Here is a 26,683-nt window from a genome sequence, read left to right as displayed (position 1 = left end):
GAGACATCATGTACTTGACGCCTCAGCATATCCTGCTTGCCGGAGCCACCGGTCTCACCGGTGAACATTTACTCGATCGGCTGCTCAGCGAGCCGACTGTCAGCCGAGTATTGGCCCCTACCCGCCGCCCGTTGGCTAAACACCCGCATCTGGAAAACCCGGTCGGCGATCCGGCGCTGTTCCTGCCGCAGCTGGCCGGTCGCGTCGATATCGCCTTCTGCTGCCTGGGTACCACGATCAAACAGGCTGGTTCCGAGCCGGCCTTCCGCGCTGTCGACCTGGACATGGTCGTGGCCTTTGGCAAGCGCGCCCGGGAGATGGGGGCACGCCATCTGCTGGTGGTCAGTGCCATGGGCGCCGACCGCAGATCGCCGATCTTCTACAACCGGGTCAAAGGTGAGATGGAATACGCGCTGAGGGCCCAGGATTGGCCGCAACTGACCATTGCCCGACCTTCCCTGCTGCTCGGTGACCGAGAGGAACCACGCCTGGTCGAACAGATTGCCGGCCCTCTGTCGAAACTGATTCCCGGCAAGTACCGCGGCATCGAGGCCTGTCAGCTGGCCCGGGCGCTGTGGCGTCTGGCGCTGGAAGAACAGGATGGCATTCGTATTGTCGAGTCTGATGAATTGCGCAAGCTCGGGAAATAATTGTAGGAGCGGATTCACCGGGACGCCGGACCGCCGCGAAGGGGCGCAGCGCGGCCCCAAAAATTGGGACTGCTCTGCAGTCCATCGCGGATGAATCCGCTCCTACAATCCGCTCCGGCAGTTACAACCCGCCAGTCGCCTGAAACCCAATCCCCAATGCGGTCAACACCGACAAGGGCAACAACAAGGTATCCAGCAACGCGCTACCCGGCAGATCCAGCCCAGGGTAGTGCGGCGCTTCGGCACCGAAACGGTCTATGGCGCAGCAACCACCCTGCAGTGCGTACAAATCCAGACGCGTGCCGCTATACACCAACGGCGCCCCCGGCTTGGCCGCATCCAGCGTGCGCACGGTGGCACAACCGCTAACCAGTAAAACCAGCAGGCCTAAGCCAAGCAGTCGCTTCATTCATCGGCGCCGAAGTGATGCTCGCCCCAACGCGGCAGCATGTCCTGGGGAATATTCAGCACATTGAGAATCCGCGCCACGACAAAGTCGATCAAGTCGTCGATGGTCTGGGGCTGATGGTAGAACCCAGGTGCCGCCGGCAGGATCACCGCGCCCATGTTCGACAACTTGAGCATGTTCTCCAGATGAATACTGGAAAACGGCGCCTCACGCGGCACCAGAACCAGTTGCCGACGCTCCTTAAGGGTGACATCCGCAGCACGCTCGATCAGGTTGTTACAGGCCCCGGTGGCAATGGCCGAGAGCGTACCGGTGGAACACGGCACCACCACCATCGCCGCAGGCGCGCCGGAGCCAGAGGCTACCGGCGACATCCAGTCTTCCTTGCCATACACGCGAATCTGCCCGGCGGCAGCGCCGGTGTACTCGGTCAGGAAGGCCTGCATCGCCTGAGGTTTGGCCGGAAGCACCACATCGGTCTCGGTCGACATCACCAGTTGCGCCGCCTTGGAGATCAGGAAATGCACCTCACGGTCTTCGCGCACCAGACAATCGAGCAGGCGCAGACCATACTGCGCCCCCGAGGCCCCGGTCATCGCCAGGGTGATGCGTTCCGGCCCGCTCATTTCAGCGCCTCGGCCAGTTTGCCGTGCAGCCCGCCAAAGCCGCCGTTGCTCATGATCACCACCTGGGTGCCCGGCGTAGCCTGGCTCTTGACCCGTTCGATAATCGCTTCAAGGCTGTCGGCGACCACCGACGGCACCTTGCATTCGGCGGCGGTGGCGGCCAGGTCCCAACCAAGGTTCGGCGGCGCGTACCAAATCACCTGATCGGCGTCGTTAACGCTTTCTGGCAAGCCATCACGGTGGGCGCCCAGCTTCATCGAGTTGGAGCGTGGCTCGATCACCGCGATCAGCGGTGCATCGCCGATGCGCTTACGCAGGCCGTCGAGGGTGGTGGCAATCGCAGTCGGGTGATGGGCGAAGTCGTCATAGATCGTCACGCCCTGCACTTCAGCGACTTTTTCCATACGCCGTTTGACGCTTTTGAACGCGCTCAGCGCAGCGATACCCATGGCCGGCACCACGCCAACATGGCGGGCTGCAGCCAGGGTCGCCAAAGCGTTGGCGACGTTGTGCTGACCGGTCAGCTCCCACTCGACCACACCCTGGGTTTCGCCTTCAAAGCTGACTTCAAAGCGCGAGCCGTCGGCGCTGAGCAGATTGACCTGCCACTGTCCGCCTTCACCGGTGGTCTGCACCGGGGTCCAGCAACCCATCTTGATCACCCGCTCCAGGGCCGGCTCGGTAGTCGGATGAATCACCAGGCCTTCGCTCGGAATCGTCCGCACCAGGTGGTGGAACTGCCGCTCGATGGCAGCCAGGTCCGGGAAGATATCGGCGTGATCGAACTCAAGGTTGTTGAGGATCGCGGTTCGCGGACGGTAGTGCACGAACTTCGAGCGTTTGTCGAAGAAGGCACTGTCGTATTCATCGGCCTCGACCACGAAGAACGGCGTGCCGCCCAAACGTGCCGACACCGAGAAGTTCTGCGGCACACCACCGATCAGGAAGCCCGGGCTCATGCCGGCATGCTCCAGCACCCAGGCCAGCATGCTGCTGGTGGTGGTTTTGCCGTGGGTACCGGCAACTGCCAGCACCCAGCGGCCTTGCAGTACGTGGTCAGCCAGCCATTGCGGACCCGATACGTAGGGCAGGCCCTTGTTGAGCACGTACTCAACCGCAGGATTACCCCGCGACAGGGCGTTGCCGATCACCACCAGGTCGGGGGCCGGGTCCAGTTGGGCGGCGTCATAACCCTGGGTCAGCTCGATGCCCTGGGCCTCAAGCTGGGTGCTCATGGGCGGATAGACATTGGCGTCGGAGCCGGTGACCCGATGCCCGAGCTCTTTGGCCAGCACCGCCAGAGAACCCATGAAAGTGCCGCAGATACCAAGAATATGAATATGCATTATCGACCTCGCAAAACGTCGAGGCAGGGTAGCCCAGGGCGCAGGAATTCGCATCCTGTGTTTCGCTCAAAGGCTCCGGGCGATACCGTGTTTGCGAAGTTTTCGATACAAGGTATTGCGGCTGACGCCTAACTGGGCTGCTACATGGGTCATGTGCCAGCGTTGTTGTTCCAAGGCTGCAAGCAATGCACTGCGCTCGGCATCCTCCAACGGTGGGAGCGGGCTTGCCCCGCGAGGCGTTGGTTCAGACAGACCGCTATCGCGGGGCAAGCCCGCTCCCACAATGCTCGGCAAATCTCTGAAGCTGATTGCGCCCTCATCACAAAGCGCCACCAACGTGCGCAACACATTACGCAACTGCCGTACGTTCCCTGGCCAGGCGAAATCGAGCAAGGCCTGGCGTGCCGAGGGCTCCAGCGTTACTGACTGCTCGCCCGCCTCCTCAGCCAGAATAAAATCAAGCAGCTGCGACTTGTCACTACGCTCACGCAAGGCCGGCAACTCGATCTCCAGACCATTGAGCCGGTAATAAAGGTCTTCACGGAAGCTGCCATCCTCTACCCGCTCCAGCAGGTTGCGGTGGGTGGCACTGATGATGCGCACGTTGACCGCCTGCGGCTCGCCACCGATCGGCACCACCATGCGATCTTCCAGCACCCGCAACAGACGGGTCTGCAGGGCCAGGGGCATGTCACCGATTTCATCCAGCAACAAGGTGCCGCCATCAGCCTGCTGCAACTTGCCGCGCATGCCCTCCTTGCGCGCACCGGTAAAGCTGCCACCGCGATAACCGAACAGCTCGCTCTCGATCAGGCTTTCCGGAATCGAGGCGCAGTTCAAGGCGACAAACGCCCGGTCGCGGCGCTGGCTGGCCTGGTGCACGGCCTTGGCAAAGGCCTCCTTGCCACTGCCGGTTTCACCATTGATCAACAACGGCACATCACGTTCGAATACCCGCACGGCACGACGAAAATCGTTCTGCAGCGCAGGATCCAGCAGGCAGATTGACCCCGTCTTTTCCACCTTGGCGGCAGGGGCTGGCGTTGGCAACGAAGGCTGCACCGGCTGGCGCACCTGCCCCCGCAAACTGGCAAACAGCAAGCGGCCATCGCGGGTACGCAGTGGCCAACTGGCACTGGCATGGGTAGTGGCACGGCTGAACAACTCATCCAGGGCACAGTCGAAAAACATCTCCACCGGCTTGCCCAACGCACCGCCACGAATAGTGCCAAGCAGGTTCAAGGCACTCTGGTTGACCGCGCAGATTCGCCCGTCGCCATCGAAGGCCAGCAAACCTTCGCTGAACAAACCGACCGATTCGGCCTGCAGGTGAAAACGCAGCAGCCACTGGTTCTCGAAGTAGCGCAGGAAATAGCAGCTCTCGATCATCTTCGCCGAGAGATTGACCAGGGCCATGGTGTGAAACTGGCTCTGGCGCGACACGTCCGGGCGCGCCGAAGACACATCGAGCACCGCCAGCAGCTCGCCGTGCGGATCGAACACCGGACTGGCCGAACAGGTCAGGCCGGTGTGCCTGCCACGAAAGTGTTCGTCTTGATGGATGGTCAGCGCCTGCCGCTCGACCAGGCATGTGCCGATACCGTTGGTGCCCTCGCGGGCCTCGCTCCAGTCGGCGCCCAGCCACAGTCCCGCACGCTCGAACACCCGCCGTTCGGTCGGTGCGGTGACGCAATTGAGGATCACCCCACGGGCATCGGTCAGCAACACCGCGTGCCCGGCGCCGGACAACTGCTGGTGCAGGCTGTTCATCTCATTGCCGGCAATCTGCAGCACCTGTTGCAGACGCTCGCGGCTCTCCAGCACGCGGCCATGCTCAAGCACAGTCGGCGCGATGCTCTGGGCCGGGTCCAGGTGGTAATCCTCCAGGCAGCGCAACCATGAGCGGGCAATCGAAGGGTCGCTGCCCGGCCCGTGCATCTGTGCCTTGCCCTGAGTCACCGTGAGCACTTGCCGGGCGTGCCGGCTGAGGTGATTGTTCTGCACTTTTTATTGTTCTCCGCAGATGAGATCGGCCCAGCATCCCCCACCCGTCCACGCATTGCAATGCTGGCTTGACCGTTGGGTCACGGCCTGTGCCATTAGCGGTACAAAGTGTCACCCACGCTGTACCGACGCTGCTACACCACCACCTTCCGCCTTCCGGCAAAACCCTGCAAACCCTTGATTTTACTAGGCCCGACAACAGTGGCCCGAGCCTTGCTCTATGCTTTAGATATCCTCCCCAACAAACACAATAGCCAGGAGACACACCATGCGTTACGCACATCCCGGTACCGAAGGCGCCAAGGTTTCCTTCAAGAGCCGCTATGGCAACTACATCGGTGGCGAGTTCGTAGCTCCAGTCAAAGGGCAGTACTTCGAAAACACCTCACCGGTGAACGGCCAACTGATTGCCGAATTCCCGCGTTCCAGCGCCGAAGACATTGAAAAGGCCCTGGACGCCGCCCATGCCGCCGCTGACGCCTGGGGCTCGACCTCGGCGCAGGCGCGCTCGCTGGTCCTGCTGAAAATCGCCGACCGCATCGAACAGAACCTCGAGCTGCTAGCCATCACCGAAACCTGGGATAACGGCAAGGCCATTCGCGAAACCCTTAACGCCGACATCCCACTCGCCGCCGACCACTTCCGCTACTTCGCAGGCTGCATACGCGCCCAGGAAGGCGGTGCTGCAGAAATCGACGGCAACACTGTGGCCTATCACCTCCATGAACCACTGGGCGTGGTCGGGCAGATCATCCCGTGGAACTTCCCGATCCTGATGGCCGCGTGGAAACTCGCACCAGCCCTGGCAGCCGGCAACTGCGTGGTACTCAAGCCGGCCGAACAGACCCCGCTGGGCATCACCGTACTGATGGAACTGATCGGCGACCTGCTGCCACCTGGCGTACTCAACGTGGTGCAAGGTTATGGCCGCGAGGCCGGTGAAGCCCTGGCCACCAGCAAGCGCATCGCCAAGATCGCCTTCACCGGCTCCACCCCGGTGGGCTCGCACATCATGAAATGTGCCGCCGAGAACATCATCCCGTCGACCGTGGAACTGGGCGGCAAATCACCGAACATCTTCTTCGAAGACATCATGCAGGCCGAACCTGCCTTCATCGAGAAAGCCGCCGAAGGCCTGGTACTGGCCTTCTTCAACCAGGGTGAAGTGTGCACCTGCCCATCACGGGCACTGGTGCAGGAGTCGATCTACCCGGCGTTCATGCAAGAGGTGATGAAGAAGATCAAACAGATCAAGCGCGGCGACCCGCTGGACACCGACACCATGGTCGGCGCCCAGGCCTCCGAGCAGCAGTTCGACAAAATCCTCTCGTACCTGGAAATCGCCGAGAAAGAAGGCGCCGAGCTGCTCACCGGCGGCAAGGTGGAAAAACTCGAAGGCAGCCTGTCGACCGGTTACTACATCCAGCCGACCCTGCTCAAGGGCACCAACCAGATGCGCGTGTTCCAGGAAGAAATCTTCGGCCCGGTGGTGAGCGTCACCACCTTCAAGGACGAAGCCGAAGCACTGGCCATCGCCAACGACACCGAGTTCGGTCTTGGTGCCGGCGTCTGGACCCGCGACATCAACCGCGCCTACCGCATGGGCCGCGGCATCAAGGCGGGCCGCGTATGGACCAACTGCTACCACCTGTACCCGGCTCACGCCGCGTTCGGTGGCTACAAAAAGTCCGGCGTCGGTCGTGAAACCCACAAGATGATGCTCGACCACTACCAGCAGACCAAAAACCTGCTGGTCAGCTACGACATCAATCCGCTGGGCTTCTTCTAACCCACAAACAGCGCGGCCCCACCCGGGGCCGCTCTGGCTCGCTTCCTGCAAGACCATCACCAGAGACATCGGCATCCGCCGGTCACGATAAAAAAAACAGGTGAACCCTATGCCAAGCGATCACTCCGGCAGTGTGCCGGCAGGCTCTTCTGTCGACTTTGAAAAAGTCGGCACCGACTATTTCCAACAACGTGAACTGAAAAAGGGCGCAGCAGGCTGGGTACTGCTGGTCGGCCTCGGCGTTGCCTATGTGATTTCCGGCGACTATGCCGGCTGGAACTTCGGCCTGGCCCAGGGTGGCTGGGGCGGGATGTTCCTCGCCACGTTGCTGATGGCGACCATGTACCTGTGCATGTGTTTTTCCCTCGCCGAGTTGTCCTCGATGATCCCCACCGCCGGTGGCGGCTACGGCTTTGCCCGTAGCGCGTTCGGCCCCTGGGGCGGATTCCTCACCGGCACGGCGATCCTGATCGAATACGCCATCGCCCCGGCAGCCATTGCCGTGTTCATCGGCGCGTACTGTCAGTCGCTGTTCGGTATTGGCGGCTGGATGATCTACCTGGCCTTCTACATCATCTTTATCGGCATCCACATCTTCGGCGTCGGTGAAGCACTGAAGCTGATGTTCATCATCACCGCCGTGGCCGCCATAGCCCTGGGCGTGTTCCTGGTGGCCATGGTGCCGCACTTTGATGTGAACAACCTGTTCGACATCGCCCAGACCGACGCCGTTGGCGCCAGCAGCTTCCTGCCGTTCGGTTATGTCGGCGTGTGGGCGGCAATTCCTTACGCAATCTGGTTCTTCCTCGCCGTCGAAGGCGTACCGCTGGCCGCTGAAGAAACCAAGAATCCCAAGCGCGACCTGCCTCGCGGCCTGATCGGCGCCATGCTGGTGCTGCTGGCCTTCGCCCTGCTGATTCTCGTGGTCGGCCCCGGCGGCGCCGGTGCCGAAGCGTTGAAAAGCTCGGGCAACCCGCTGGTCGAAGCGCTGGCCAAAGCCTACGGCGGCTCGACCTGGATGGGCAGCTTCGTCAACCTGGTGGGCCTGGCCGGCCTGATCGCCAGCTTCTTCTCGATCATCTACGCCTACTCGCGGCAGATCTTCGCCTTGTCGCGTGCTGGCTACTTGCCGCGCAAGCTTTCGGAAACCAACAAGAGCAAGGCGCCGGTCCTGGCACTGGTGATCCCCGGGATCATCGGTTTCGGCCTGTCGCTGACCGGCCAGGGCGACCTGCTGATCCTGGTTGCGGTGTTCGGCGCTACGCTGTCTTATGTACTGATGATGGCCGCGCACATCACCCTGCGGATCAAACGCCCTAAAATGGAGCGCCCCTACCGTACCCCGGGCGGGATCTTCACTTCAGGTGTGGCGCTGGTGCTGGCCTGCATCGCCGTGGTCGCCGGCTTCCTGGTTGACCCTCGGGTAGTGGTTGGCGCTGCGATCATCTATGGCGTACTGATTGCCTACTTTGCGTTCTACAGCCGGCACCACCTGGTAGCCGGAACACCGGAAGAGGAATTCGCCGCGATCCAGAAGGCCGAACAGGCCCTGCACTGATCAACGCTATCTGCGCCGCAGGTCAGGCCTGCGGCGTTCTGGAGAGTCTGTATGGCAAGTTTTGTACACACGGCAGGTCAGCAGACCTACCGCTTTGAAAGCCTTAAAGAAGTGATGGCCAAGGCCAGCCCGGCGCGCTCGGGTGATTTTCTCGCTGGCGTTGCGGCAAGCAACGATGGTGAACGGGTTGCTGCACAAATGGCCCTCGCTGACATCCCGCTCAAACACTTCCTCAGCGAAGCACTGATCCCTTACGAAGAAGACGAAGTCACCCGCCTGATCATCGACACCCACGATGCCAGTGCCTTTGCCGCGGTCAGCCACCTGACCGTCGGCGGCCTGCGCGACTGGCTGCTCAGCGATCAGGCCGATGAAGCCAGCCTGCGCGCCCTGGCGCCCGGGCTGACCCCGGAGATGGCCGCCGCCGTGTCGAAGATCATGCGCGTGCAGGACCTGGTGCTGGTGGCACAGAAGATCCGCGTGGTCACCCGCTTTCGCGGCACCATGGGCCTGCGCGGACGCCTGTCGACCCGCCTGCAACCCAACCACCCGACCGACGAACCGGCCGGGATCGCTGCGAGCATCCTCGACGGCCTGCTGTTCGGCAATGGCGACGCCATGATCGGCATCAACCCGGCCACCGACAGCATCGCCTCGATCTGCGCCCTGCTGGAAATGCTCGACGCCATCATCCAGCGCTACGACATCCCCACCCAGGCCTGCGTGCTGACCCACGTGACCACCTCGATCGAAGCGATCAACCGCGGCGTGCCGCTGGACCTGGTATTCCAATCAATTGCCGGTACCGAAGCGGCCAACGCCAGCTTCGGCATCAACCTCAATGTCCTTAAAGAGGGCTACGACGCCGGCCTGAGCCTCAATCGCGGTACCCTCGGGCAGAACCTGATGTACTTCGAAACCGGTCAGGGCAGCGCCCTGTCGGCCAATGCCCACCATGGCGTCGACCAACAGACCTGCGAAACCCGCGCCTATGCCGTGGCCCGCCACTTCAAGCCGTTTCTGGTCAACACCGTGGTCGGTTTCATCGGCCCGGAGTACCTGTACAACGGCAAGCAGATCATCCGTGCCGGGCTGGAAGACCACTTCTGCGGCAAGCTGCTCGGCGTGCCCATGGGCTGTGACATCTGCTACACCAACCATGCCGAAGCCGACCAGGACGACATGGACACGCTCCTGACCCTGCTCGGCGTTGCCGGGATCAACTTCATCATGGGCATCCCCGGTTCCGACGACATCATGCTCAACTACCAGACCACCTCGTTCCACGACGCGCTGTATGCGCGCCAGACCCTCGGCCTGAAACCGGCGCCGGAGTTCGAAGCCTGGCTGGCGCGCATGGGCATCTTCACCCAGGCCGATGGCCGGGTGCGTTTCGGTGACAACCTGCCCCCGGCTTTCCGCCAGGCCCTGGCCCAACTGGGATAAGCGAGGCGACCATGGACAACACCCCACAGCATGACAACAGCGCCAACCCCTGGCTGGAGCTGCGCCGCCTGACCCCGGCGCGCATCGCCCTCGGCCGCACCGGCACCAGCCTGCCGACCGGCGCCCAGCTGGATTTTCAGTTCGCCCATGCCCAGGCCCGCGACGCCGTGCACCTGGCCTTTGATCACCAGGGGCTGCGCAGCCAGTTGAATGAGCGCCAGCGCGACAGCCTGCTGCTGCACAGCGCCGCCGCCGACCGCGACAGTTACCTGCAACGCCCCGACCTGGGGCGGCGCCTGCACCCGGATTCAGCACAACTGCTGCGCGAACACGCGCAGGCCAACCCTGGCGGCGTCGACCTGGCCATCGTGGTCGCCGACGGCCTCTCGGCCCTGGCGGTGCACCGCCATACCCTGCCGTTTCTGACCCGGTTTGAAGAACAGTCTGCGGCTGATGGCTGGTCAACCTCACCAGTGGTCCTGGTGGAACAGGGCCGCGTGGCGGTGGCCGACGAAGTGGGCGAGCTGCTCGGGGCGAAAATGACCGTAATCCTGATCGGTGAACGCCCGGGCCTGAGCTCCCCCGACAGCCTCGGCCTGTACTTCACCTACAACCCCAAAGTCGGCCTGACCGATGCTTACCGCAATTGCATATCCAACGTGCGCCTCGAAGGCCTCAGCTACGGCATGGCCGCCCACCGCCTGTTGTACCTGATGCGCGAGGCGTGCCGACGGCAGTTGTCCGGGGTCAACCTCAAGGATGAGGCGCAGGTACATACGCTGGAGGCAGACGCCGGCACGCCAAACAAAGGAAACTTCCTGTTAAGCAAACCCTGAGGTGCAAACATTTCGTAGATTGCGCTTTCTAATTATCTTCAGGCAGCATCTGCCAAGGCGGCCGGCAATTTGCCGCACACTCCCATGGACCCTGAGGCCTGCTTATGCGGATCATCAAAGCCACCCTCGAACACCTGGACCTGCTTGCCCCGCTGTTCGTCAAATACCGAGAGTTCTATGGCCAGTTGCCATACCCGGACTCTTCCCGCTCGTTTCTGGAGAAACGCCTGGAGCGCGGTGAATCGATCATTTACCTCGCCCTGGCGGACGATGACGACAACAAGCTGATGGGCTTCTGCCAGCTCTACCCGAGCTTCTCGTCGCTATCGCTCAAGCGTGTGTGGATCCTCAACGACATTTATGTCGCCGAAGATTCCCGACGCATGCTGGTCGCCGACCACCTGATGCGTGAAGCCAAGAAAATGGCCAAAGCGACCAACGCCGTACGCCTGCGGGTCTCCACCAGCAACAACAATGAAGTGGCGATGAAGACCTACGAGTCCATGGGTTTTCGTGAAGACAACGAGTTCAAAAGCTACATCCTGCCGATCAACTCGGACTAACCCGGCGGGAGCGGGCTTGCCCCGCGATGCAATGTGGCTGACACTCCGCAATCGCGGGGCAAGCCCGCTCCCACCGAGATAAGAGCATCAACCTTCCCTTCCTTGGAAATCCGCCGCTACAAACTGCGCAGGCACAATCTTGTCGCCGCCGTATAATGCGCCTCCTCAAAATGTGTGAAACTTTACCCATCACTCGGGTAGCGGTTGAATGCATTCGCACTGCCCGTCATCGCAGGCCCCGACCGGGTTCAAAGAACACAGGTGCTGTACATGGACTTCAACCCGCTGGACCTCATTCTGCATCTCGACGCCTACCTCGATTTGCTGGTCAACAACTATGGCCCGTGGATCTACGCGATCCTGTTCCTGGTGATTTTCTGCGAAACCGGACTGGTGGTCATGCCGTTCCTGCCGGGTGATTCCCTGTTGTTCATCGCCGGCGCGGTTGCCGCTGGCGGTGGCATGGACCCGGTGCTGCTCGCTGGCCTGCTGATGGCGGCAGCGATCCTCGGCGACAGCACTAACTATGTAGTCGGCCGAACAGCCGGAGAACGGCTGTTCCGCAATCCCAATTCGAAGATCTTCCGTCGCGACTACCTGCAGCAGACCCACGACTTCTACGAGCGCCATGGCGGCAAAACCGTCACCCTTGCGCGCTTCCTGCCGATCCTGCGCACCTTTGCACCGTTCGTCGCCGGCATTGCGAAAATGCAGTACCCACGTTTCCTCGGTTTCAGCGTCGCCGGCACCGTACTCTGGGTCGGTGGCCTGGTGACCCTCGGCTACTTCTTCGGCAACGTACCGTTCATCAAACAGAACCTGTCGCTGATGATCGTCGCGATCATCCTGCTGTCGCTGGTACCGATGATCATTGGTGTGGTGCGCAGCCGTATGCACCGCACCGCCAAGGTTCAGTAAGCCCTGGCCATGTGGTCACTGAGCGCTTGGCGCCGTCGCCGCACCCTGGCACGTCACCCCATCGACCCGCAGCGTTGGCAGCGGGTTCGCGAGCGCCTGCCGATGCTCGATGGCCTGAGTGCCGACGAAGACCACTGGCTGCGCGAAGCCTGCGTACTGTTCCTGCACGACAAACACCTGAGCGCCCTGCCCGGCGTTGAGCTGGACGGCGAGCAACGGCTGTTTCTCGCCGCCCAGGCCCAGTTGCCGCTGCTGCATCTGGGCGATCTGAACTGGTACCAGGGCTTCCACGAAATCGTGCTATATCCCGACGATTTTCTCAGCCCCCAGCGCCACCGCGACGCCAGCGGCGTGGAACATGAATGGAACGGTGAGCACAGTGGCGAAGCCTGGCAACAAGGCCCGGTGATCCTCGCCTGGCCTGGCGTGCTGGCCAGCGGCGGCTGGGAAGGCTACAACCTGGTCATCCACGAACTGGCGCACAAGCTCGACATGCTCAATGGCGACGCCAACGGCCTGCCGCCACTGCACAACGATATGCGCGTCGGCGACTGGGCCAAGGCCATGCAAGAGGCCTTTGATGACCTCAACCGCCAACTCGACCGCGACCCGGACGCCGAGACCGCCATCGACCCTTACGCAGCGGAAAACCCGGCAGAATTTTTCGCCGTTACCAGCGAATACTTCTTCAGCGCCCCCGACCTGCTCAACGACGCCTACCCCGCGGTGTACCAGCAACTGCGCGGTTTTTACCGCCAGGATCCGCTGGCACGCCTGCAGCATTTACAGCACAACCACCCGCATTACCGGCAGGCGCAGGACTGACGCTGCCGGACATCAGGGCGAACGTGGCAAGCAGTGCGGAATGTGCCTATAATCGCGACCAATTTTTGGCCAAACATGGGGGCACTGCCCAATGAGCTACAGCAAGATTCCGGCTGGCAAAGACCTGCCGAACGACATCTACGTCGCCATCGAGATTCCAGCCAACCACGCCCCGATCAAGTACGAGATCGACAAGGACAGCGATTGCCTGTTCGTTGACCGTTTCATGGCCACTCCGATGTTCTACCCGGCCAACTACGGTTACATCCCTAACACCCTGGCCGACGACGGTGATCCGCTGGACGTGCTGGTTGTTACCCCGTACCCGGTTGCCCCAGGCTCGGTTATCCGCGCCCGTCCGGTCGGCATCCTGAACATGACCGACGACGGCGGCGGCGACGCCAAAGTCATCGCCGTACCGCACGACAAACTGTCGCAGCTGTACGTTGACGTCAAAGAATACACCGACCTGCCGGCCCTGCTGATCCAGCAGATCGAGCACTTCTTCGCCAACTACAAGGATCTGGAGAAGGGCAAGTGGGTCAAGATCGAAGGCTGGGACGGCGCTGACGCCGCTCGCGCTGCGATCACCAAGTCGGTTGCTGCCTACAAAGGCTAAGTAACCCTCAGCAAAAAGCCCCGCTCATGCGGGGCTTTTTGTTTCAGAAGCAGCTCACCCGGTGGGAGCGGGCTTGCCCCGCGATAGCTAACCGTCAGCCACATCGCATCGCGGGGCAAGTCGAATCGTCGCACCGCCGCTCCCACCGGAGGGGTCAAGCCTTCTGCATCCCCAACCCCACATCATCAACAATCGACTTGGCGAATTCGCACAGAAAATAAGCAGCCCACATCATCTCGCCGTCTTCATCCAGCAGCCCCGCCTGGATCAGCTTGTGCACACAACCGAGCACGGTTGAAGCCTGCTCCAGCGCGTAATCACACGGCACGCCCGGCGCAATACGAAACAGCCCCGTGGGCGATTGCTCGCTGCGGATGAAATCCACCACACCTACCGTCTTGCCAGTCTCCTTGCTCATGGCTTGACTCCTTGCAGCTTGCTCAGCGCATGCTCGACCAGCGCCCTGGCCATCTCGGCCGAATGCAGCACATTCACCAGCATGCCCTGGCCGGGTTCATTGGCGTGGGCGCGGCAGAATTCGTCGGTGGTTTCGTGAATGCCACGCAGGAGTTCGCTGGCGAAGGCCAGGGAGTCAGGGGGGATGAGATCGCTGTGGATGGAGAAGTAGGGGCTGGATAAAAGTGAAAGCGGTGGGTCGGGAACGATTTTTTTCATGGCTTAACTCCCAGTCGATTCAGGAGCTTCCACCTCAATCCTTCTCACAAGATTAGGGTGGCAGCTGTACGCGGGGTGAGAAACCGAGGACATAGGAAACTCGGCCAGACCGAAGTCTGCCCGCGCACAGCCGCCATAACATGACTGCTCTAATGTCATCGGGTTTCTCACGCCCGGTCGTCAAAAAAGACGACCTGAGGAAATTAGCCCTGATGCATCTTTCCAACAACAGCGAAAAGGCGGCAGCGCGCGTAGGATAGTTCCGAACGCAATCCGAAGTGAATTTTTTCGACAAGAAACCTCCTACGCAGTCCTAGGCATTGCCTGTAAAACCAGGCTTTTTCCCGCCTTAAAAATGAACCTCGCGTTTATAGCCCGGGCTGTGCAAGCCCTCTAGACTCGGGACTCATGAATACCTCCGGTGATCGACTCAAAACCCTGCTGCACGAGTGCAGCCTCTCGCCTTCCGACTTTGCCGCCCAGCGCAGGGTCACGCCGCAGCACGTCAACAACTGGTTCAAACGCGGCGTACCCCTGGCCCGACTCGACGAAATCGCCGAGTTGCTGTGTGTACGCAGCAAATGGCTGCGAACCGGCGAAGGTCCCAAACACCCCAACCCCTTGCCGCGCCTGAACACCGCACTACGCAAACCGGGTACAGAGCCGGCGGAACCGAGCCTGCTCGCCGCCAGCACCACTGATGACATCCGGCTGCCGTTCTACAGCATGCAATCCCGGCAGCTCAGACCCATCCCCGACCGCCACCTGCGCTTGCCCGTGCGCATCTTCGACACCCTCGGTATCGACCCGGACGTGGCGCTGTGCGTGAGCATGCCTGCGAGCAACATGAGCCCGTTGCTGCCACGCGGCAGCACCCTGGCCATCGACTGTGGCCTGAAACACATCGTCGAAGGCGAGCTCTACGCCCTGCTGCACAACGGCCGCTTGCGCATCCACAGCCTCAGCCAGCGCGCCAACGGCACCTTGCGCCTGCACAGCCACGACAGCGACGAACACCCCACCGAAACCTACAGCCCGGCGCAGCTCAAAAACCAGAAGCTGAGCGTGCTGGGCTGGGTGTTCTGGTGGGGGCATTTGCGCGACAGCCGCCCGGTTTGAGCGGCTGCGGGTGATTTTTTGCTGGGCATCCGGCGCGATAGCCAGTATGCTACGCCGCACATTTCGCCCCGGCTGCATAGCACGCCAGCGGGCCTGGCGCGGCACACACTGCCTGTCGCCACCTCCCGGCCCCAGCGCCGGAGCAACGATTTTAAGGCGGTTGCGGCTTACCATAAATTAGCCAAGACCGTCCCCTAGAAGCCGGCCACAAGCCGGCTTTTTAATTGTCCGAAATAATCCTACCCCATCCAAGAATCTTCCTGATAGCGTAGCTATTCCGGGGGTTTCAAGCATTCCCCTGTCCGATGGCGTTCAAAGCCATTCGACCTCATCCGACGATGAAGTGGGGGGACAGGTGGGGGGACAAAACGGGCGACAGGGAAAATCCAATGGGTAAGCTGAATCCGAAACAAGTCGAAAATCTGACCGAACCCGGCACCTATGAAGATGGTGATGGGCTTCGCTTGGTCGTCAAATCTACCGGGCGTAAATCCTGGCTGCTTCGATTCCAACTGGCGGGCCGTCGTAGAGAGATGGGGCTGGGCTCATTTCCTGAGGTGAGTCTCAAGAAGGCCAGACAAGACGCCAGCGCTAAACGCAGCCAACTGAGTGATGGCATTGACCCCCTGGCAGCCAGGGACATAGAGCGCGCCGCTCAAAGGGAAGCCCAGCGTGCAAGTGAAGCCAAGCAGCTGAAGTTCGAGACTTTGGCAGCGGAATACCGCGATGCGCACGGCTCGTCGTGGTCGGAGAAATGGCGTAAGGGATGGCTGCGAAAGCTAGAGCTGTATGCGTTTGATCACATAGGCAAGCTGTCAGCCGAAGACATCGGCACTCCCGAAGTGCTTAAGGTGTTGCAACCCATCTGGGCCACCAAGACTAGAACCGCTGACGAGGTGCGTGGGCAAATAGAACAGGTCCTGGACGCGGCCAAGGCACGCAACCTGCGACAGGGTGAGAACCCCGCTCGCTGGCGCGGGCACTTAGACAATCTGTTGAGCCGCTCTGAAAAGAGGAAAGCTCGGAAGCGTGAGCACTTTGAAGCATTGCGCTGGCAGGAAGTGCCGGAACTGATGATAAAGCTCAGGGCAAATTCCACTCCCCCGTCCTGGGCCGCTCAACTGCTGATCATGACCAGCGCACGCGCCCACATGGTTAGGTTCGCTCGTTGGGATGAGTTCGACCTAGAGGCTGGAACTTGGTCCCTGCCAGATGAGCGAATGAAGATGCGAGTAGCTTTCGTAATTCCGCTTGCCAAGGAAGTCGTAGAGCTGGTGAAGAGCATCCCGCGAAATGAGGGAAATCCCTTTCTCTTCCCAGGCCAAGGCAAGACAGGGGTAATGCACGCAAACGCTATACGAACCCTACTGCATGACATGGGTTACAAACACATCACTCGTCATGGGTTTCGGTCTTCATTTCGTGATTGGGCTGGTGAATGTACCCATTACCCACGGGAGGTCTGTGAAATGGCGCTAGCACATGACGAGCGTGATCAGACTGAAGGTGCATATTCTCGCTCGGACTTTCTGGATAAGAGGCGCTTACTTATGAATGACTGGAGCATATTTACGACACCCCCGCCAACAACCTGAATATCAAGTTCATCTAGAGGTCGCCGCCTCAAAATATGCAATTAGCGCACAAAGCAAGGCGCCTCAAGGCGGCAAAACCCACCGAGTGACACATTGCAGATGCAGCTCTAAATCATAATCTGAGAAAATTTGAAATCTCTAGGGAGACAGACAAGATCGCGTAAAGCTATCAAAGCGTGGCGAACCCAATACTTCTATAAATTCATGCCGACTCAGGGCCGGCATCCAGAGTCCATCTTTTCATTACCGATAGTTAGGGCTCAACACGAAACACCTCAGCGCAATTAGGACAAGATACATCTCGCCCCTTTAACGCATGTCGAAAATAGTGATCTCGAACCTTACCTTTTTTCTCTATACTTGTAATAATAAATTCGTAAACATCCAAGTCTAATAAAATCCAATTCCTGTCCACATATTCTGAAAGCGCCTCAGAAAGCGTATTAGCGGCCTCAGCATAACTACGCCATGGATTGACCGGGCCAGGCACTAACAATTCAGCTAACATTTCATAAATATCTTCTCTAATCTTTTTTCCAACCTTAGCCCCCAAAACCCGTCCATTATAAGCCAAATTCACTACAGACATAAAATTCTGCATCCCATCGAATCTGCCAATCTCTAATGCAGATCTCATAGCCAGTATTGCCGAAGCGTCAGGGCGCCCCTCCGTAAGCCTCGACACCGCCGCTTCATAATAAAGAACCGCATAGAAAAATCTTTCTTTCAACTCTACCGTACCACGAGCATCACCCTCCCTTAGCCAGCATTTCAAAATATCCCTCTCAGAAATAACCCCCTGCTTTTCCACAAATCGAGAAACATGCTTTCTATAAAGATTGAACGACTCCTTTGGCCAATATTTTCTAAGCGAAAACCGCAACATTGCTCGCAACTTTGACAGCGCAACATAAGCCCCTGCACCTTCAACTTCCGCAACTGAATTGTGCGCACCCATAAAAACCTCATCCATTTTCAATTAAGAATCACAACTCCTTTTTTACCTTCTTGCACAAGACGAATCAACCCATCACAGGCAAGCTTTTCGTATATATCCTCCAGCCTATCTGAATCTCTAAGTCTATTTGGACAATGACGTCTAATATAGGTTTTATCAACTCGCCTTTCACCTTTTTTATCATAATTCGACCTAATCCAAGCGTGGAGCTCACTTGCATCGTTTTCTAGCATGGTATCAGGGCTGAATACTTTATTAAACTGACGTGAAAACCAATAACCAAGCTCAATTGACGCCCTCATCGTCGCCTCAGAAACATCCCCCTCGCGACCCTCAAATATATGAAATATAGCAGCCAATCTAATCATATTTTCTGCAAGTTTTGATGCATGATCTGGCGCCCACCCATAAACCCCGTCTTCCGAAATTTCTTTTTCTATCTGATTTCGGGTATTGTTCCAGATCTCACTAGCGCGCTCCGACAATCGAATCACTTTTCGAGTACACTTGCCAAGACGACGATCACCAACATATTCTTTCAGAAGAGCGACTGCCTTATTTCCAAACCTCTCACAAGCGTCCCATCGCTGCTCAGATCCATCTGTAATTCTAGAGCCTTGAGTGGACTTAGGCCGGCAAAATAAAAAACGAGAAGTAAGACCCGTACCTCTTGCAGCATCTCCCTTGATCTCGTTGAATGACTCAAAAACACTAGGCTGGATCATTAAGCAAAGGACAAGTCTCGCATCGAGCACCTGATAGGACTCACTTGAAACACGCCCCACCCGCACACCATCCCCACTCCAGACTGAATTGATTTTATCGAAATGTTGAAACGCTCCTCCTTTCAGAATCCCTGACGCCTCGCTGGAGATCCATCCTGCCGACGACAAGCCCCCATTCATAGTTTGAAACAAAGCCTGGACTGTCACATCATCGTTGAGAAACAACAAGCTCAATGGTGGACTTGGCTCTTTATCTTGATGCTCACAGATCAATCTAGCAACTTCTTCAGTGTCTTCACCTCGTTTCACGCACCTTCTTAATTTAGATTTATGTGCTTTTAAAATCTCGAGCCAAACAGCATGCAAAGATTTATACTTAATCAACTCAAGACCGCGCTCCACAAGGAGCGCTTCTTGATATTTAAATACACTTGCGGACAACGCACGAAGCGTCGGTGACTTTCCACTTCCAGAGCCGGCAATCGCCATGATAGCAAGCGATAACGGGCAAACATTACCTAGAGGAGACCTAACGTCATATAGACCCTGACAAGCTAATGACATCATCGCCAACGCAGAGCAAACAGCCAGTTCCTTTGGGGATTTTATGTTTCTCTGCACCTCATCAACTGCTTCAGAAAAAACCTCGAACGGTAAATCCGGAACAGTATCCGATGCAATATGTTTACTTGATGCCTCCTTTGGTCCCGGTGGAGTCCTATTCCATGACGGCTGCCGCGCCGGCCTCTCACCATGCATCAGCGTCCTTCCTGTTTTTTCAGTTCAATAAATGCTCTTATCTCCCGCAGATCCCATCCGACTGCGAAGCTTCCGATCTTGAACGGCTTAGGAAAATCCGAATCAAACCATTTTGAACCTGGTTTGATTCGCTCATATATAGTCGACCTACTGAGCCCCAGCATGACCTGAAGCCGACTAATACGGATTACTCGAAGTTCATCCTCAAAACTATCTATTTGCATAAGACCCTCCCTTAGACGCCTCAACGGTATCTGGTAGGTGAAATAGAAACAGCCAAACCACTAAACAGATATTATTTTAAGCGGTTGCCTTGACATGACTGAGATTTCGAGAATGACGACTCACGACATTTTTTCTAAACAACAGCCCTCCGCTACCTGCTAAAGCTGCTACCGCTGTAGCAAAAGTAGCGGCCGTAGCGGCGTCCACCCTGCATGAAAATTCCATTCGTTATTTTTTCGGCCACACATAACTTCCTTGACTACATCATCAAGGAGGTTCGCCCCATGTCATTGCAGTGCCCTCGCTGTCATTCCCCCAAAGTCGCTTCTTTCCATCACGCCATGAAAGTCGGCGCGGCCATCGGGACCGTTGGCGGTGTTGCTCGTGGCGTCAGTGCTGCACTGGCTGGTGGGCAGGCTGGTGCGCTGATTGGCGCTATCGCCGGACCGGTCGGTATCAGTCTCGGCTCGGTTTCAGGGGCCATCCTCGGCGGCCTTGCCGGCGGTGTTGGCGGCTGCGCACTCGGCGCCCAACTGGGTGAGTCGCTCGATCGCCACGTCCTGGCCCACAACCTCTGCCTGCTCTGCGGCCACCGCTTCAATCTGCCTGCTTAATCCATTACCTCACTCTCATTTATGACGTCCGGATGGTGCTGCGCGATGCGCAGCCTTTATGCCGGCGCGCACCCAAAGGAATCACCACCATGGCTCATCTCGTCGAAACTATGGCCTACGTTGGCGCTACTCCGTGGCACGGCCTGGGTAACAACCTGCCGCAGAAACAGCCCATCGAAGTCTGGCAACGCGAAGCCGGTATGGACTGGCAGATCCTGGAAAGCCCCGTGCACTTCAAGTCGGACGCCATCGGCCATCTGGGCACGGTCCACTCGTTCTCCGAACAGAAGGTGCTCTACCGCTCAGACACCAAGGCACCACTGTCGGTGGTCTCGCAGCGCTACCACACCGTGCAACCTCGCGAGGTGCTGGAGTTCTACCGTGATCTGACCGAGGTATCTGGCTACGAGCTGGAAACTGCTGGCGTGCTCAAGGGCGGCCGCAAGTTCTGGGCACTGGCACGCACAGGCCAGGGCGCCGCGATCAAGGGCAACGACCAGGTGAATGGCTACCTGCTGCTGGCCACGTCCTGCGACGGCACCCTGGCCACCACGGCAACCCCCACCACCATTCGCGTGGTCTGCAACAACACCCTCACCATCGCTCTAGACGGCACCAGCCGTGCAATCAAGGTGCCGCACAGCACCCGCTTCGACGGCGATCTGGTGAAGAAGCAGCTCGGCATCGCCGTCTCGCAATGGGATGACTTCATGTACCGCATGCGCCACCTGGCTGAACGCAAGGTGCAGTGGCATGAGGCGCTGGGCTTCTTTATGAACGTGATGTGCGAGACCAGCCCGACCGGCGCCTTGCCGGAGCAACTGCCCAACGAGCGCGCCCTGCGCAAAGTGCAGGAGCTGTATGAAGGTCGTGGCCGAGGCAGCCAGCTGGACTCGGCTCGCGGCACAGCCTGGGGCTTGCTCAACGCCGTGACCGAGTACGTCGATCACGAGCGCCGGGCACGTAGCACCGAGTACCGCCTCGACTCCGCCTGGTTCGGCCAGGGCGCACAGATCAAGCAACGCGCTCTGGAAACGGCCCTGCAACTGGTCGCCTGAACTTATACCTACTCCACCCCATAACGCCCGACCCGCTTCGTTGCAGGTCGGGCGTTTCCATTTCTGCAAGGTGAACGCTATGAAAGCTACTTCATTGAATCGCAACACCAGCAAGTCCCGTCCGGCTCTGCGCTTGGTCAGCACCAAGGAGCTGCCCCGAGAGGACTGGCTGCAGATCCGCAAGCAAGGCATCGGCAGCTCGGATGCAGCTGCGGCCGTGGGGCTGAACCCCTACAAGTCGCAGCTGGAACTCTGGATGGAGAAGACCGGTCGCGATGCTGGCATGCCCAAGGCTGATCCTCAGGATGAGGAAAGCCCGATGTATTGGGGCAACGTACTGGAGCCCATCGTTGCCTGGCATTACAGCAAGCGCACGAAGAACAAGGTGCGGCGCATCAACGCCGTGCTGCAGCACCCGGATCCAGAGCTGCCCTGGATGCTGGCCAACATCGACCGCGAGGTGATCGGGGCCGACGATGTGCAGATCCTAGAATGCAAGACAGCCGGTATAAACGGGGCTCGCCTCTGGAAAGAGGGCGTGCCGGAGTATGTCCAGCTACAAGTAATGCACCAACTCGCGGTCACCGGCAAGCAGGCCGCAGATGTGGCTGTGCTGCTCGGTGGCCAGACGCTGGAGATCCACCGTATCGAGCGGGACGAGCAGATGATCGCTCGCCTGATCGAGCTGGAACGCAAGTTCTGGCACTACGTTGAAACCGACACACCACCACCGGCTGATGGCACGACTTCCGCTGAATCAGCCCTGCGCTGCCTTTATCCGGATGACAACGGTCAGGTCGTCGACTTTCGTGGCCATGCCGGACTGGCCGCAGCCTTCATTGAACTGAAGGCCGTTCGTCAGTCGATTGCCGACAAGGAAAAGCGCGAGGCTGAGCTAAAGCAAATGCTGCAGCAGGCCATGGGCGATGCCAGCAGGGCGGAGTTTTCCAATGGCTACGTCAGTTGGCGCAAAGCCAAGGACAGCATCGGCCTCGATGTCGCTCAACTGCTCAAGGACAAGCCCTACCTGCAGGCCAAGTACCCGCTGCTGAAACCAGGTGCACGGCGCTTCCTGGTCGGCTGAAACCCAACTCCTCCAACTCTTCCATCCCCTTGGCCAGTCCGTGCAGTTACAGCTGCATGGCTGGCCTTTTTCATTTCCAGGAGACTCACCATGCTCAAAGGTCTGGCTATCACTCCGCCGGTGCTCGGGCGGATTTCCATCGGTAAGGTCATCGAGAAGAACGGCAAGCGACTGCCGGAGAAGGATGACCAATTCACCATCACCTCCCAGGTGCAGGGTAAGGACGGCTGGCTGCTGCATCCGCTTAATGACGAGCTGCGCCAGGGCAAGGACGACAAACTGCGCAGCATTCCGGTACGGCTTCTGTTCAATGAGCCGGAGCTGAACTTTCGCGCTGACTACACGCTGTTTGATCGGCAGTCTGGCAGGCCGTTGTGCGTGGGCAATGGCGAGACCTGCAAGCGAGTTACCCAGGACGGAATGCAATCGCTGCCCTGCCCTTCGCCGGATGCCTGTCCACTGGCCAAAGGCGGTGCCTGCAAACCCTATGGCCGGCTGAATGTGCTGATCGGTGATGACGATCCGCTAGGTAGCTTTGTTTTCCGCACCACCGGTTTCAACAGCATCCGCACCCTGGCCGCACGCCTGCATTACTTCCAGGCCATATCGGGCAATCGGCTGGCGTGCCTATCGCTGGAGTTACGCCTGCGCGGTAAGTCGACTCGGCAGAGTCATGGCACGCCGATCTTCTACGTCGATCTCACAGTGCGTAACGGCATGGATATAGCCGAGGCGCTACAGGCTGCGAATGAGCAGAATAAACAACGGCAAGCCGTGGGTTTCGACCAAGCCGCACTGGACGATGCGGCACTACGTGGCTTCGCTAATGGGGCCTTTGAAGACAGCGAAGAAGACAGCAGTGCTGTGATTGAAGAGTTCTTTACCTGCCGGGATACAGCTTCCATCAACACCCAACACGAAGCACCGCAAACCAGCCCCAGCTCATTGGCCGGCAAGCTGGAAGTGCTCGCCAATCAACCCCACTGACCTAGCACCGCCTGCACTGGCTCCAGGCAGGCCACCGGAGAACCGAGATGATGTTATTACGATTTCTGCTTTGCCTATTTGCCTTCATCGGCGCGCTGGCTGCAGCCGGTGTATTGGTCGTGAGCGTTGTGCTGATGCTGCGTTTCCCACCTTTGCTGATCGCTGTAGTACTGGCCTGCTGGATTCTCTGCACGCAGCTTAAGATGTTACGCATTCCGGATCAGCACATGTAGCTTCTCAGCTACACATGCTTTTATCGTGACTTTGTCTTTGGCAGCACGCACACACGCAATCAATACAACGTGAAGCCAATAAGATGGGAGCACGCTACGCATGACGCCTTGCCGATATAGCCATTCATAAATAGAGTAAATGTACCTTCAAGGAGAAGAAGAAATGAAAGCTGCAATTTTTATCCTAGCGACCCTATTTTCCACAACATCACTGGCAAATAGCTATTGTGAAAGCAGGGACACCACCCGTGCAATATTTCAGTGCTACGACGCCATCGCCCCTTCGGAAATGGAAAAGATGAAGGGTCTCTATGAAAAAATACGAAACCACCCAGCCACAACACAAGAAGCACTTCAGCTACTTGAGTTCGACCATCAAAACTGGGCCGGGCTCTTGGATGCTAGCTGTCGTGACTCTCGCTGCGGCTATACAGCCCTGGTAAATCGTAACAATGCGCTGGCCGGTCGCCTAAATGCTTTAGGCCCTGTACAGGCAGATAATTCAGAACCCGAAAATTGCCTGGACGCCTGGATTAATGCCTTCCGTGAAGAGATGGGTGAGGATTCGATGATAGTGGGTGAGCAGCTTGATGAGTGGAAAGACTGGTGCAGCGAAGGGAAGCGGCCTTAACTCTACAGTGAGGCCGGAACGCCACATTGAAGCAATCAACGCCTTTTAGCGAATGACCTTTTCTACTTCCATTGAGGGGCCCCATGGGGCCCCCTCAATGGATAAACTGCCCTTTCTTTTTGTCGATCTCTCCAAGCACCAGGACCGACTGCAGCCGAACTTGCACAGGGTTGGGCCACCCCACAAGGAGGAATCATCTCTCCGGTAATGGCGAATTGGACGCTGGATGGCCTGGAAGATGTCGTCTACGCGCCGCGCTACGTACTGGATGATGACGAACTAATGATCTGGGGCGTCGTGAGCCACAGCCGCCCTCAAATAAAAAAGCGCGACGCCCAAAGCGGGTGCCGCGCAAACGCTCAATCACAGGTGTACGACGCTAAACTATTCAGAACTGCTCGTCTGCCAGGCCATACAGCGACTCGCTGCCAGCGAGGATGCTTGCTTCTAGACCCAATGTGCGAGGCAGTAGATGGGCGAAGAAGAATTCGGCGGTTGCCAGTTTGGCACTGTAGAAAGCTTCACCTTCTATGCGTTTTCGGTGGGCCACTTCGGCCATGCGCGCCCACATCCAGGCGTAGGCGGTGTAACCGAAAAGGTGCAGATACTCCACCGAGGCCGCGCCGGTTTCATTGGGGTTGTCGGCAGCGCACTCCTGCAGCCATTTGCTGGTTCGCTCCAGGCGCTCGACGGCATCCAGCAGGTTGATGGCATACGACGTGTCGTGCTGTTCGACAAAGCGGCGGATTTCACGGGTGAATTGACGCAGTACCACGCCGCCGTTGCCGATAACCTTGCGCCCAACCAAATCGAGCGCCTGAATGCCATTGGTGCCTTCATAGATCTGGGTGATACGGCAGTCGCGGATCAGCTGCTCCTGGCCCCACTCACGGATATAACCATGGCCGCCGAAAATCTGCTGGCCATGGGTGGTGGTTTCCAGCGCCATATCGGTGAGGAAGGCCTTGGCCACCGGCGTCAGCAAGGCAACCAGCTCTTCCGCGCGCTTGCGGGTGGCGGCATCTTCGCTGTACTTGGCGGTGTCGAGCTGCATGGCCACGTAGCTGGAGAAGGCACGACCGCCCTCGTTCAGCGCTTTCATGGTCAGCAGCATACGGCGCACATCCGGGTGCACGATGATCGGGTCAGCGGCTTTGTCTTTAGCCACCGGGCCGGTCGGCGCACGGCTCTGGATACGGTCGCGGGCATATTCCACGGCGTTCTGGTAGCTGCGCTCACCCAGGGACAGGCCCTGGATACCCACGCCCAGTCGCTCGTAGTTCATCATGGTGAACATGGCCGCGAGGCCCTTGTTCGGCGCATCGACGATCCAGCCGGTGGCGCCGTCGAAGTTCATCACGCAGGTGGCCGAGGCCTTGATGCCCATTTTGTGTTCGATCGAGCCGCAGGACAGGCTGTTTTGCTCGCCCAGGGAACCGTCGGCATTGACCATAAACTTCGGCACCAGGAACAGCGAGATGCCTTTCGGGCCCGCTGGGGCGTCCGGCAGCTTGGCCAGTACCAGGTGAATGATGTTCTCGGTCAGGTCGTGCTCACCGCCGGTGATAAAGATCTTGGTGCCGGATACCTTGAAGCTGCCATCAGCCTGCGGCTCGGCCTTGGTGCGGATGATGCCCAGATCGGTGCCGGCATGCGGCTCGGTCAGGCACATGGAACCTGCCCAGGTGCCGGCGTACATGTTCGGCAGGTATTGCTCTTTCAGCTCTTCGCTGGCGTGGGCGTTGATCGACAGGCAGGCACCGGCCGTCAGCATCGGGTACAGACCAAAGGACAGGTTGGCCGAGTTGACCATTTCCTCGACCTGCGCCGAGATCGCCTTGGGCATGCCCATGCCGCCGAATACCGGATCACCACCGACGCCGACCCAACCGCCTTCGGCGTAGGTTTTATAGGCATCCGGGAAGCCGGCTGGGGTTTTCACTGCGCCATTGGCCCAGGAACAGCCTTCTTCGTCGCCGCTGCGGTTCAGCGGGGCGATCACGCCGCCGGTAACCTTGCCGGCTTCTTCGAGAATCGCCGCCGCAGTGTCTTCATCGACCACTTCAGCCAGGGCCGGCAACTGGGCCCACAGCTTGGAAACTTCAAACACTTCATTGAGCACGAAGCGCATATCGCGCAGGGGAGCTTTGTAGTCAGCCATGCTGGAGTCTCTCGCAGAATGCCCGAACATTCGGTCCGGGGATGGATAATTCAGTCGGGGCGACCGTGCGCAGCCCACACCTGGGCGATACCGCTGCCCATGATGCCGCCGATCACGCCCACACGTTGAATGTTGATAGTCGCCGGGCTGGCCTCTTAAACACGTTCGAAAACCACGGCAATACCCTGCTCACCGCCAATACACATGGTGGCCAGAGCGAAGCGGCCCTGGATGCGGTGCAGCTCATGGATGGCCTTGGTGGCTACTCGC

At 58.9% G+C, this 26,683-nt stretch carries 26 protein-coding genes and 3 pseudogenes; 17 read left to right on the top strand and 12 right to left on the bottom strand.

All coding sequences use genetic code 11. The features are described 5' to 3' along the window. The first annotated feature begins 8 nt into the window (after positions 1 to 8). The gene (locus PSAKL28_RS03235) at positions 9 to 650 is read left to right on the top strand and encodes an oxidoreductase (RefSeq protein WP_038606457.1); all 642 of its coding nucleotides are present in this window, start codon (positions 9 to 11) and stop codon (positions 648 to 650) included. Positions 651 to 771: 121 nt separating this feature from the next. On the opposite strand, the gene PSAKL28_RS03230 is transcribed toward PSAKL28_RS03235, so the two are convergent. The 5 genes and pseudogenes from PSAKL28_RS03230 to PSAKL28_RS03215 all read right to left on the bottom strand — a co-directional run. Beyond that, positions 772 to 1,059 (bottom strand): YceK/YidQ family lipoprotein, encoded by a 288-nt coding sequence (locus PSAKL28_RS03230; protein ID WP_038606454.1) that lies wholly within the window; start codon positions 1,057 to 1,059, stop codon positions 772 to 774. Continuing rightward, positions 1,056 to 1,685 carry a flavin prenyltransferase UbiX gene (gene ubiX, locus PSAKL28_RS03225; protein ID WP_038606451.1) on the bottom strand — a complete coding sequence of 210 codons (630 nt, stop codon included), beginning with the start codon at positions 1,683 to 1,685 and terminating at the stop codon, positions 1,056 to 1,058. Before ubiX ends, PSAKL28_RS03230 begins: the two co-directional genes overlap by 4 nt. Beyond that, entirely contained in the window at positions 1,682 to 3,031 is a 1,350-nt protein-coding gene (gene mpl / locus PSAKL28_RS03220) for a UDP-N-acetylmuramate:L-alanyl-gamma-D-glutamyl-meso-diaminopimelate ligase (RefSeq protein WP_038606449.1), read from the bottom strand. The genes ubiX and mpl overlap by 4 nt, the downstream gene beginning before the upstream one ends. A 66-nt stretch (positions 3,032 to 3,097) precedes the next feature. Beyond that, positions 3,098 to 3,244, bottom strand: a pseudogene (locus tag PSAKL28_RS28450) (helix-turn-helix domain-containing protein); the annotation flags it as partial. 71 nt (positions 3,245 to 3,315) lie between these two features. Then, positions 3,316 to 5,035, bottom strand: a pseudogene (locus PSAKL28_RS03215) (sigma-54-dependent Fis family transcriptional regulator); the annotation flags it as partial. Positions 5,036 to 5,303: 268 nt separating this feature from the next. On the opposite strand from PSAKL28_RS03215, the gene exaC reads away from it, so the two are divergent. The 8 genes from exaC (at position 5,304) to ppa (ending at position 13,589) form a co-directional block, all read left to right on the top strand. Next, positions 5,304 to 6,824: an acetaldehyde dehydrogenase ExaC gene (gene exaC, locus PSAKL28_RS03210; protein ID WP_038606443.1), complete on the top strand. Its 1,521-nt coding sequence runs from the start codon at positions 5,304 to 5,306 to the stop codon at positions 6,822 to 6,824. A gap of 109 nt (positions 6,825 to 6,933) precedes the next feature. Then, positions 6,934 to 8,382, top strand: a complete 1,449-nt coding sequence (gene eat / locus PSAKL28_RS03205; RefSeq protein ID WP_038606438.1) for an ethanolamine permease — start codon at positions 6,934 to 6,936, stop codon at positions 8,380 to 8,382. A 51-nt stretch (positions 8,383 to 8,433) separates the two neighbouring features. Beyond that, the gene (locus PSAKL28_RS03200) at positions 8,434 to 9,828 is read left to right on the top strand and encodes an ethanolamine ammonia-lyase subunit EutB (RefSeq protein WP_038606436.1); all 1,395 of its coding nucleotides are present in this window, start codon (positions 8,434 to 8,436) and stop codon (positions 9,826 to 9,828) included. A gap of 11 nt (positions 9,829 to 9,839) precedes the next feature. Next, the gene (gene eutC / locus PSAKL28_RS03195; protein WP_038606433.1) at positions 9,840 to 10,664 is read left to right on the top strand and encodes an ethanolamine ammonia-lyase subunit EutC; all 825 of its coding nucleotides are present in this window, start codon (positions 9,840 to 9,842) and stop codon (positions 10,662 to 10,664) included. Between the two features lie 104 nt (positions 10,665 to 10,768). Then, a complete protein-coding gene (locus PSAKL28_RS03190) occupies positions 10,769 to 11,227 on the top strand; it encodes a GNAT family N-acetyltransferase (RefSeq protein WP_038606430.1) in 459 nt (152 codons plus the stop codon). Between the two features lie 270 nt (positions 11,228 to 11,497). After that, positions 11,498 to 12,145, top strand: a complete 648-nt coding sequence (locus tag PSAKL28_RS03185; protein WP_038606428.1) for a DedA family protein — start codon at positions 11,498 to 11,500, stop codon at positions 12,143 to 12,145. Between the two features lie 9 nt (positions 12,146 to 12,154). Further along, a complete protein-coding gene (locus PSAKL28_RS03180) occupies positions 12,155 to 12,970 on the top strand; it encodes a M90 family metallopeptidase (protein WP_038606427.1) in 816 nt (271 codons plus the stop codon). A 91-nt stretch (positions 12,971 to 13,061) separates the two neighbouring features. Then, positions 13,062 to 13,589 (top strand): inorganic diphosphatase, encoded by a 528-nt coding sequence (gene ppa, locus PSAKL28_RS03175; protein WP_007933577.1) that lies wholly within the window; start codon positions 13,062 to 13,064, stop codon positions 13,587 to 13,589. 154 nt (positions 13,590 to 13,743) lie between these two features. Here the strand turns inward: ppa and PSAKL28_RS03170 are convergent, their stop codons facing one another. After that, the gene (locus tag PSAKL28_RS03170; RefSeq protein ID WP_038606426.1) at positions 13,744 to 14,007 is read right to left on the bottom strand and encodes a DUF3077 domain-containing protein; all 264 of its coding nucleotides are present in this window, start codon (positions 14,005 to 14,007) and stop codon (positions 13,744 to 13,746) included. Continuing rightward, positions 14,004 to 14,264, bottom strand: coding sequence for a hypothetical protein (locus PSAKL28_RS03165; protein WP_038606424.1), 261 nt, complete (start codon positions 14,262 to 14,264; stop codon positions 14,004 to 14,006). The genes PSAKL28_RS03170 and PSAKL28_RS03165 overlap by 4 nt, the downstream gene beginning before the upstream one ends. A 408-nt stretch (positions 14,265 to 14,672) precedes the next feature. Here PSAKL28_RS03165 and PSAKL28_RS03160 point away from each other — a divergent pair, with 408 nt between their 5' ends. After that, positions 14,673 to 15,383 (top strand): LexA family transcriptional regulator, encoded by a 711-nt coding sequence (locus tag PSAKL28_RS03160; RefSeq protein WP_038606422.1) that lies wholly within the window; start codon positions 14,673 to 14,675, stop codon positions 15,381 to 15,383. Between the two features lie 389 nt (positions 15,384 to 15,772). Beyond that, on the top strand, positions 15,773 to 16,978 hold the full coding sequence (locus PSAKL28_RS03155; RefSeq protein WP_038616207.1) for a tyrosine-type recombinase/integrase: 1,206 nt from the start codon (positions 15,773 to 15,775) through the stop codon (positions 16,976 to 16,978). Positions 16,979 to 17,231: 253 nt separating this feature from the next. Here the strand turns inward: PSAKL28_RS03155 and PSAKL28_RS03150 are convergent, their stop codons facing one another. Genes PSAKL28_RS03150 through PSAKL28_RS03145 form a run of 3 tightly spaced genes read right to left on the bottom strand, consistent with a single transcriptional unit; the run spans position 17,232 to position 19,644 of the window. Next, positions 17,232 to 17,957, bottom strand: coding sequence for a hypothetical protein (locus PSAKL28_RS03150; protein WP_157686996.1), 726 nt, complete (start codon positions 17,955 to 17,957; stop codon positions 17,232 to 17,234). Beyond that, positions 17,954 to 19,420: a YfjI family protein gene (locus PSAKL28_RS26670; RefSeq protein WP_075226428.1), complete on the bottom strand. Its 1,467-nt coding sequence runs from the start codon at positions 19,418 to 19,420 to the stop codon at positions 17,954 to 17,956. The genes PSAKL28_RS03150 and PSAKL28_RS26670 overlap by 4 nt, the downstream gene beginning before the upstream one ends. Then, positions 19,420 to 19,644 carry a helix-turn-helix transcriptional regulator gene (locus PSAKL28_RS03145; RefSeq protein WP_038606417.1) on the bottom strand — a complete coding sequence of 75 codons (225 nt, stop codon included), beginning with the start codon at positions 19,642 to 19,644 and terminating at the stop codon, positions 19,420 to 19,422. Before PSAKL28_RS03145 ends, PSAKL28_RS26670 begins: the two co-directional genes overlap by 1 nt. 285 nt (positions 19,645 to 19,929) lie before the next feature. On the opposite strand from PSAKL28_RS03145, the gene PSAKL28_RS03140 reads away from it, so the two are divergent. The 6 genes from PSAKL28_RS03140 (at position 19,930) to PSAKL28_RS03115 (ending at position 24,252) form a co-directional block, all read left to right on the top strand. Further along, entirely contained in the window at positions 19,930 to 20,259 is a 330-nt protein-coding gene (locus PSAKL28_RS03140) for a hypothetical protein (protein ID WP_038606415.1), read from the top strand. 89 nt (positions 20,260 to 20,348) lie between these two features. Further along, positions 20,349 to 21,317: a DUF932 domain-containing protein gene (locus tag PSAKL28_RS03135; RefSeq protein ID WP_038606412.1), complete on the top strand. Its 969-nt coding sequence runs from the start codon at positions 20,349 to 20,351 to the stop codon at positions 21,315 to 21,317. Between the two features lie 79 nt (positions 21,318 to 21,396). Beyond that, positions 21,397 to 22,401: a YqaJ viral recombinase family nuclease gene (locus PSAKL28_RS03130; protein WP_038606410.1), complete on the top strand. Its 1,005-nt coding sequence runs from the start codon at positions 21,397 to 21,399 to the stop codon at positions 22,399 to 22,401. A 90-nt stretch (positions 22,402 to 22,491) separates the two neighbouring features. Next, positions 22,492 to 23,388 carry a recombination directionality factor gene (locus PSAKL28_RS03125; protein ID WP_038606407.1) on the top strand — a complete coding sequence of 299 codons (897 nt, stop codon included), beginning with the start codon at positions 22,492 to 22,494 and terminating at the stop codon, positions 23,386 to 23,388. Between the two features lie 47 nt (positions 23,389 to 23,435). Continuing rightward, complete coding sequence (locus PSAKL28_RS03120; RefSeq protein ID WP_038606405.1) at positions 23,436 to 23,621, top strand: hypothetical protein; 186 nt, start codon at positions 23,436 to 23,438, stop codon at positions 23,619 to 23,621. Between the two features lie 163 nt (positions 23,622 to 23,784). Then, the gene (locus PSAKL28_RS03115) at positions 23,785 to 24,252 is read left to right on the top strand and encodes a hypothetical protein (RefSeq protein WP_038606401.1); all 468 of its coding nucleotides are present in this window, start codon (positions 23,785 to 23,787) and stop codon (positions 24,250 to 24,252) included. A gap of 388 nt (positions 24,253 to 24,640) precedes the next feature. Here the strand turns inward: PSAKL28_RS03115 and PSAKL28_RS03110 are convergent, their stop codons facing one another. Together PSAKL28_RS03110 and PSAKL28_RS26665 are read right to left on the bottom strand one after the other, a co-directional pair. Beyond that, entirely contained in the window at positions 24,641 to 26,413 is a 1,773-nt protein-coding gene (locus PSAKL28_RS03110; protein ID WP_038606398.1) for an acyl-CoA dehydrogenase C-terminal domain-containing protein, read from the bottom strand. Between the two features lie 155 nt (positions 26,414 to 26,568). Next, positions 26,569 to 26,679, bottom strand: a pseudogene (locus PSAKL28_RS26665) (hypothetical protein); the annotation flags it as partial. Between the last annotated feature and the right edge of the window lie 4 nt (positions 26,680 to 26,683).

The sequence above is a fragment of the Pseudomonas alkylphenolica genome (assembly GCF_000746525.1).
Taxonomy (GTDB): Bacteria; Pseudomonadota; Gammaproteobacteria; order Pseudomonadales; family Pseudomonadaceae; genus Aquipseudomonas; species Aquipseudomonas alkylphenolica.
The sequence above is the reverse complement of the archived record's forward strand: the minus strand, read 5'-3'. Positions and strand labels throughout refer to the sequence as shown.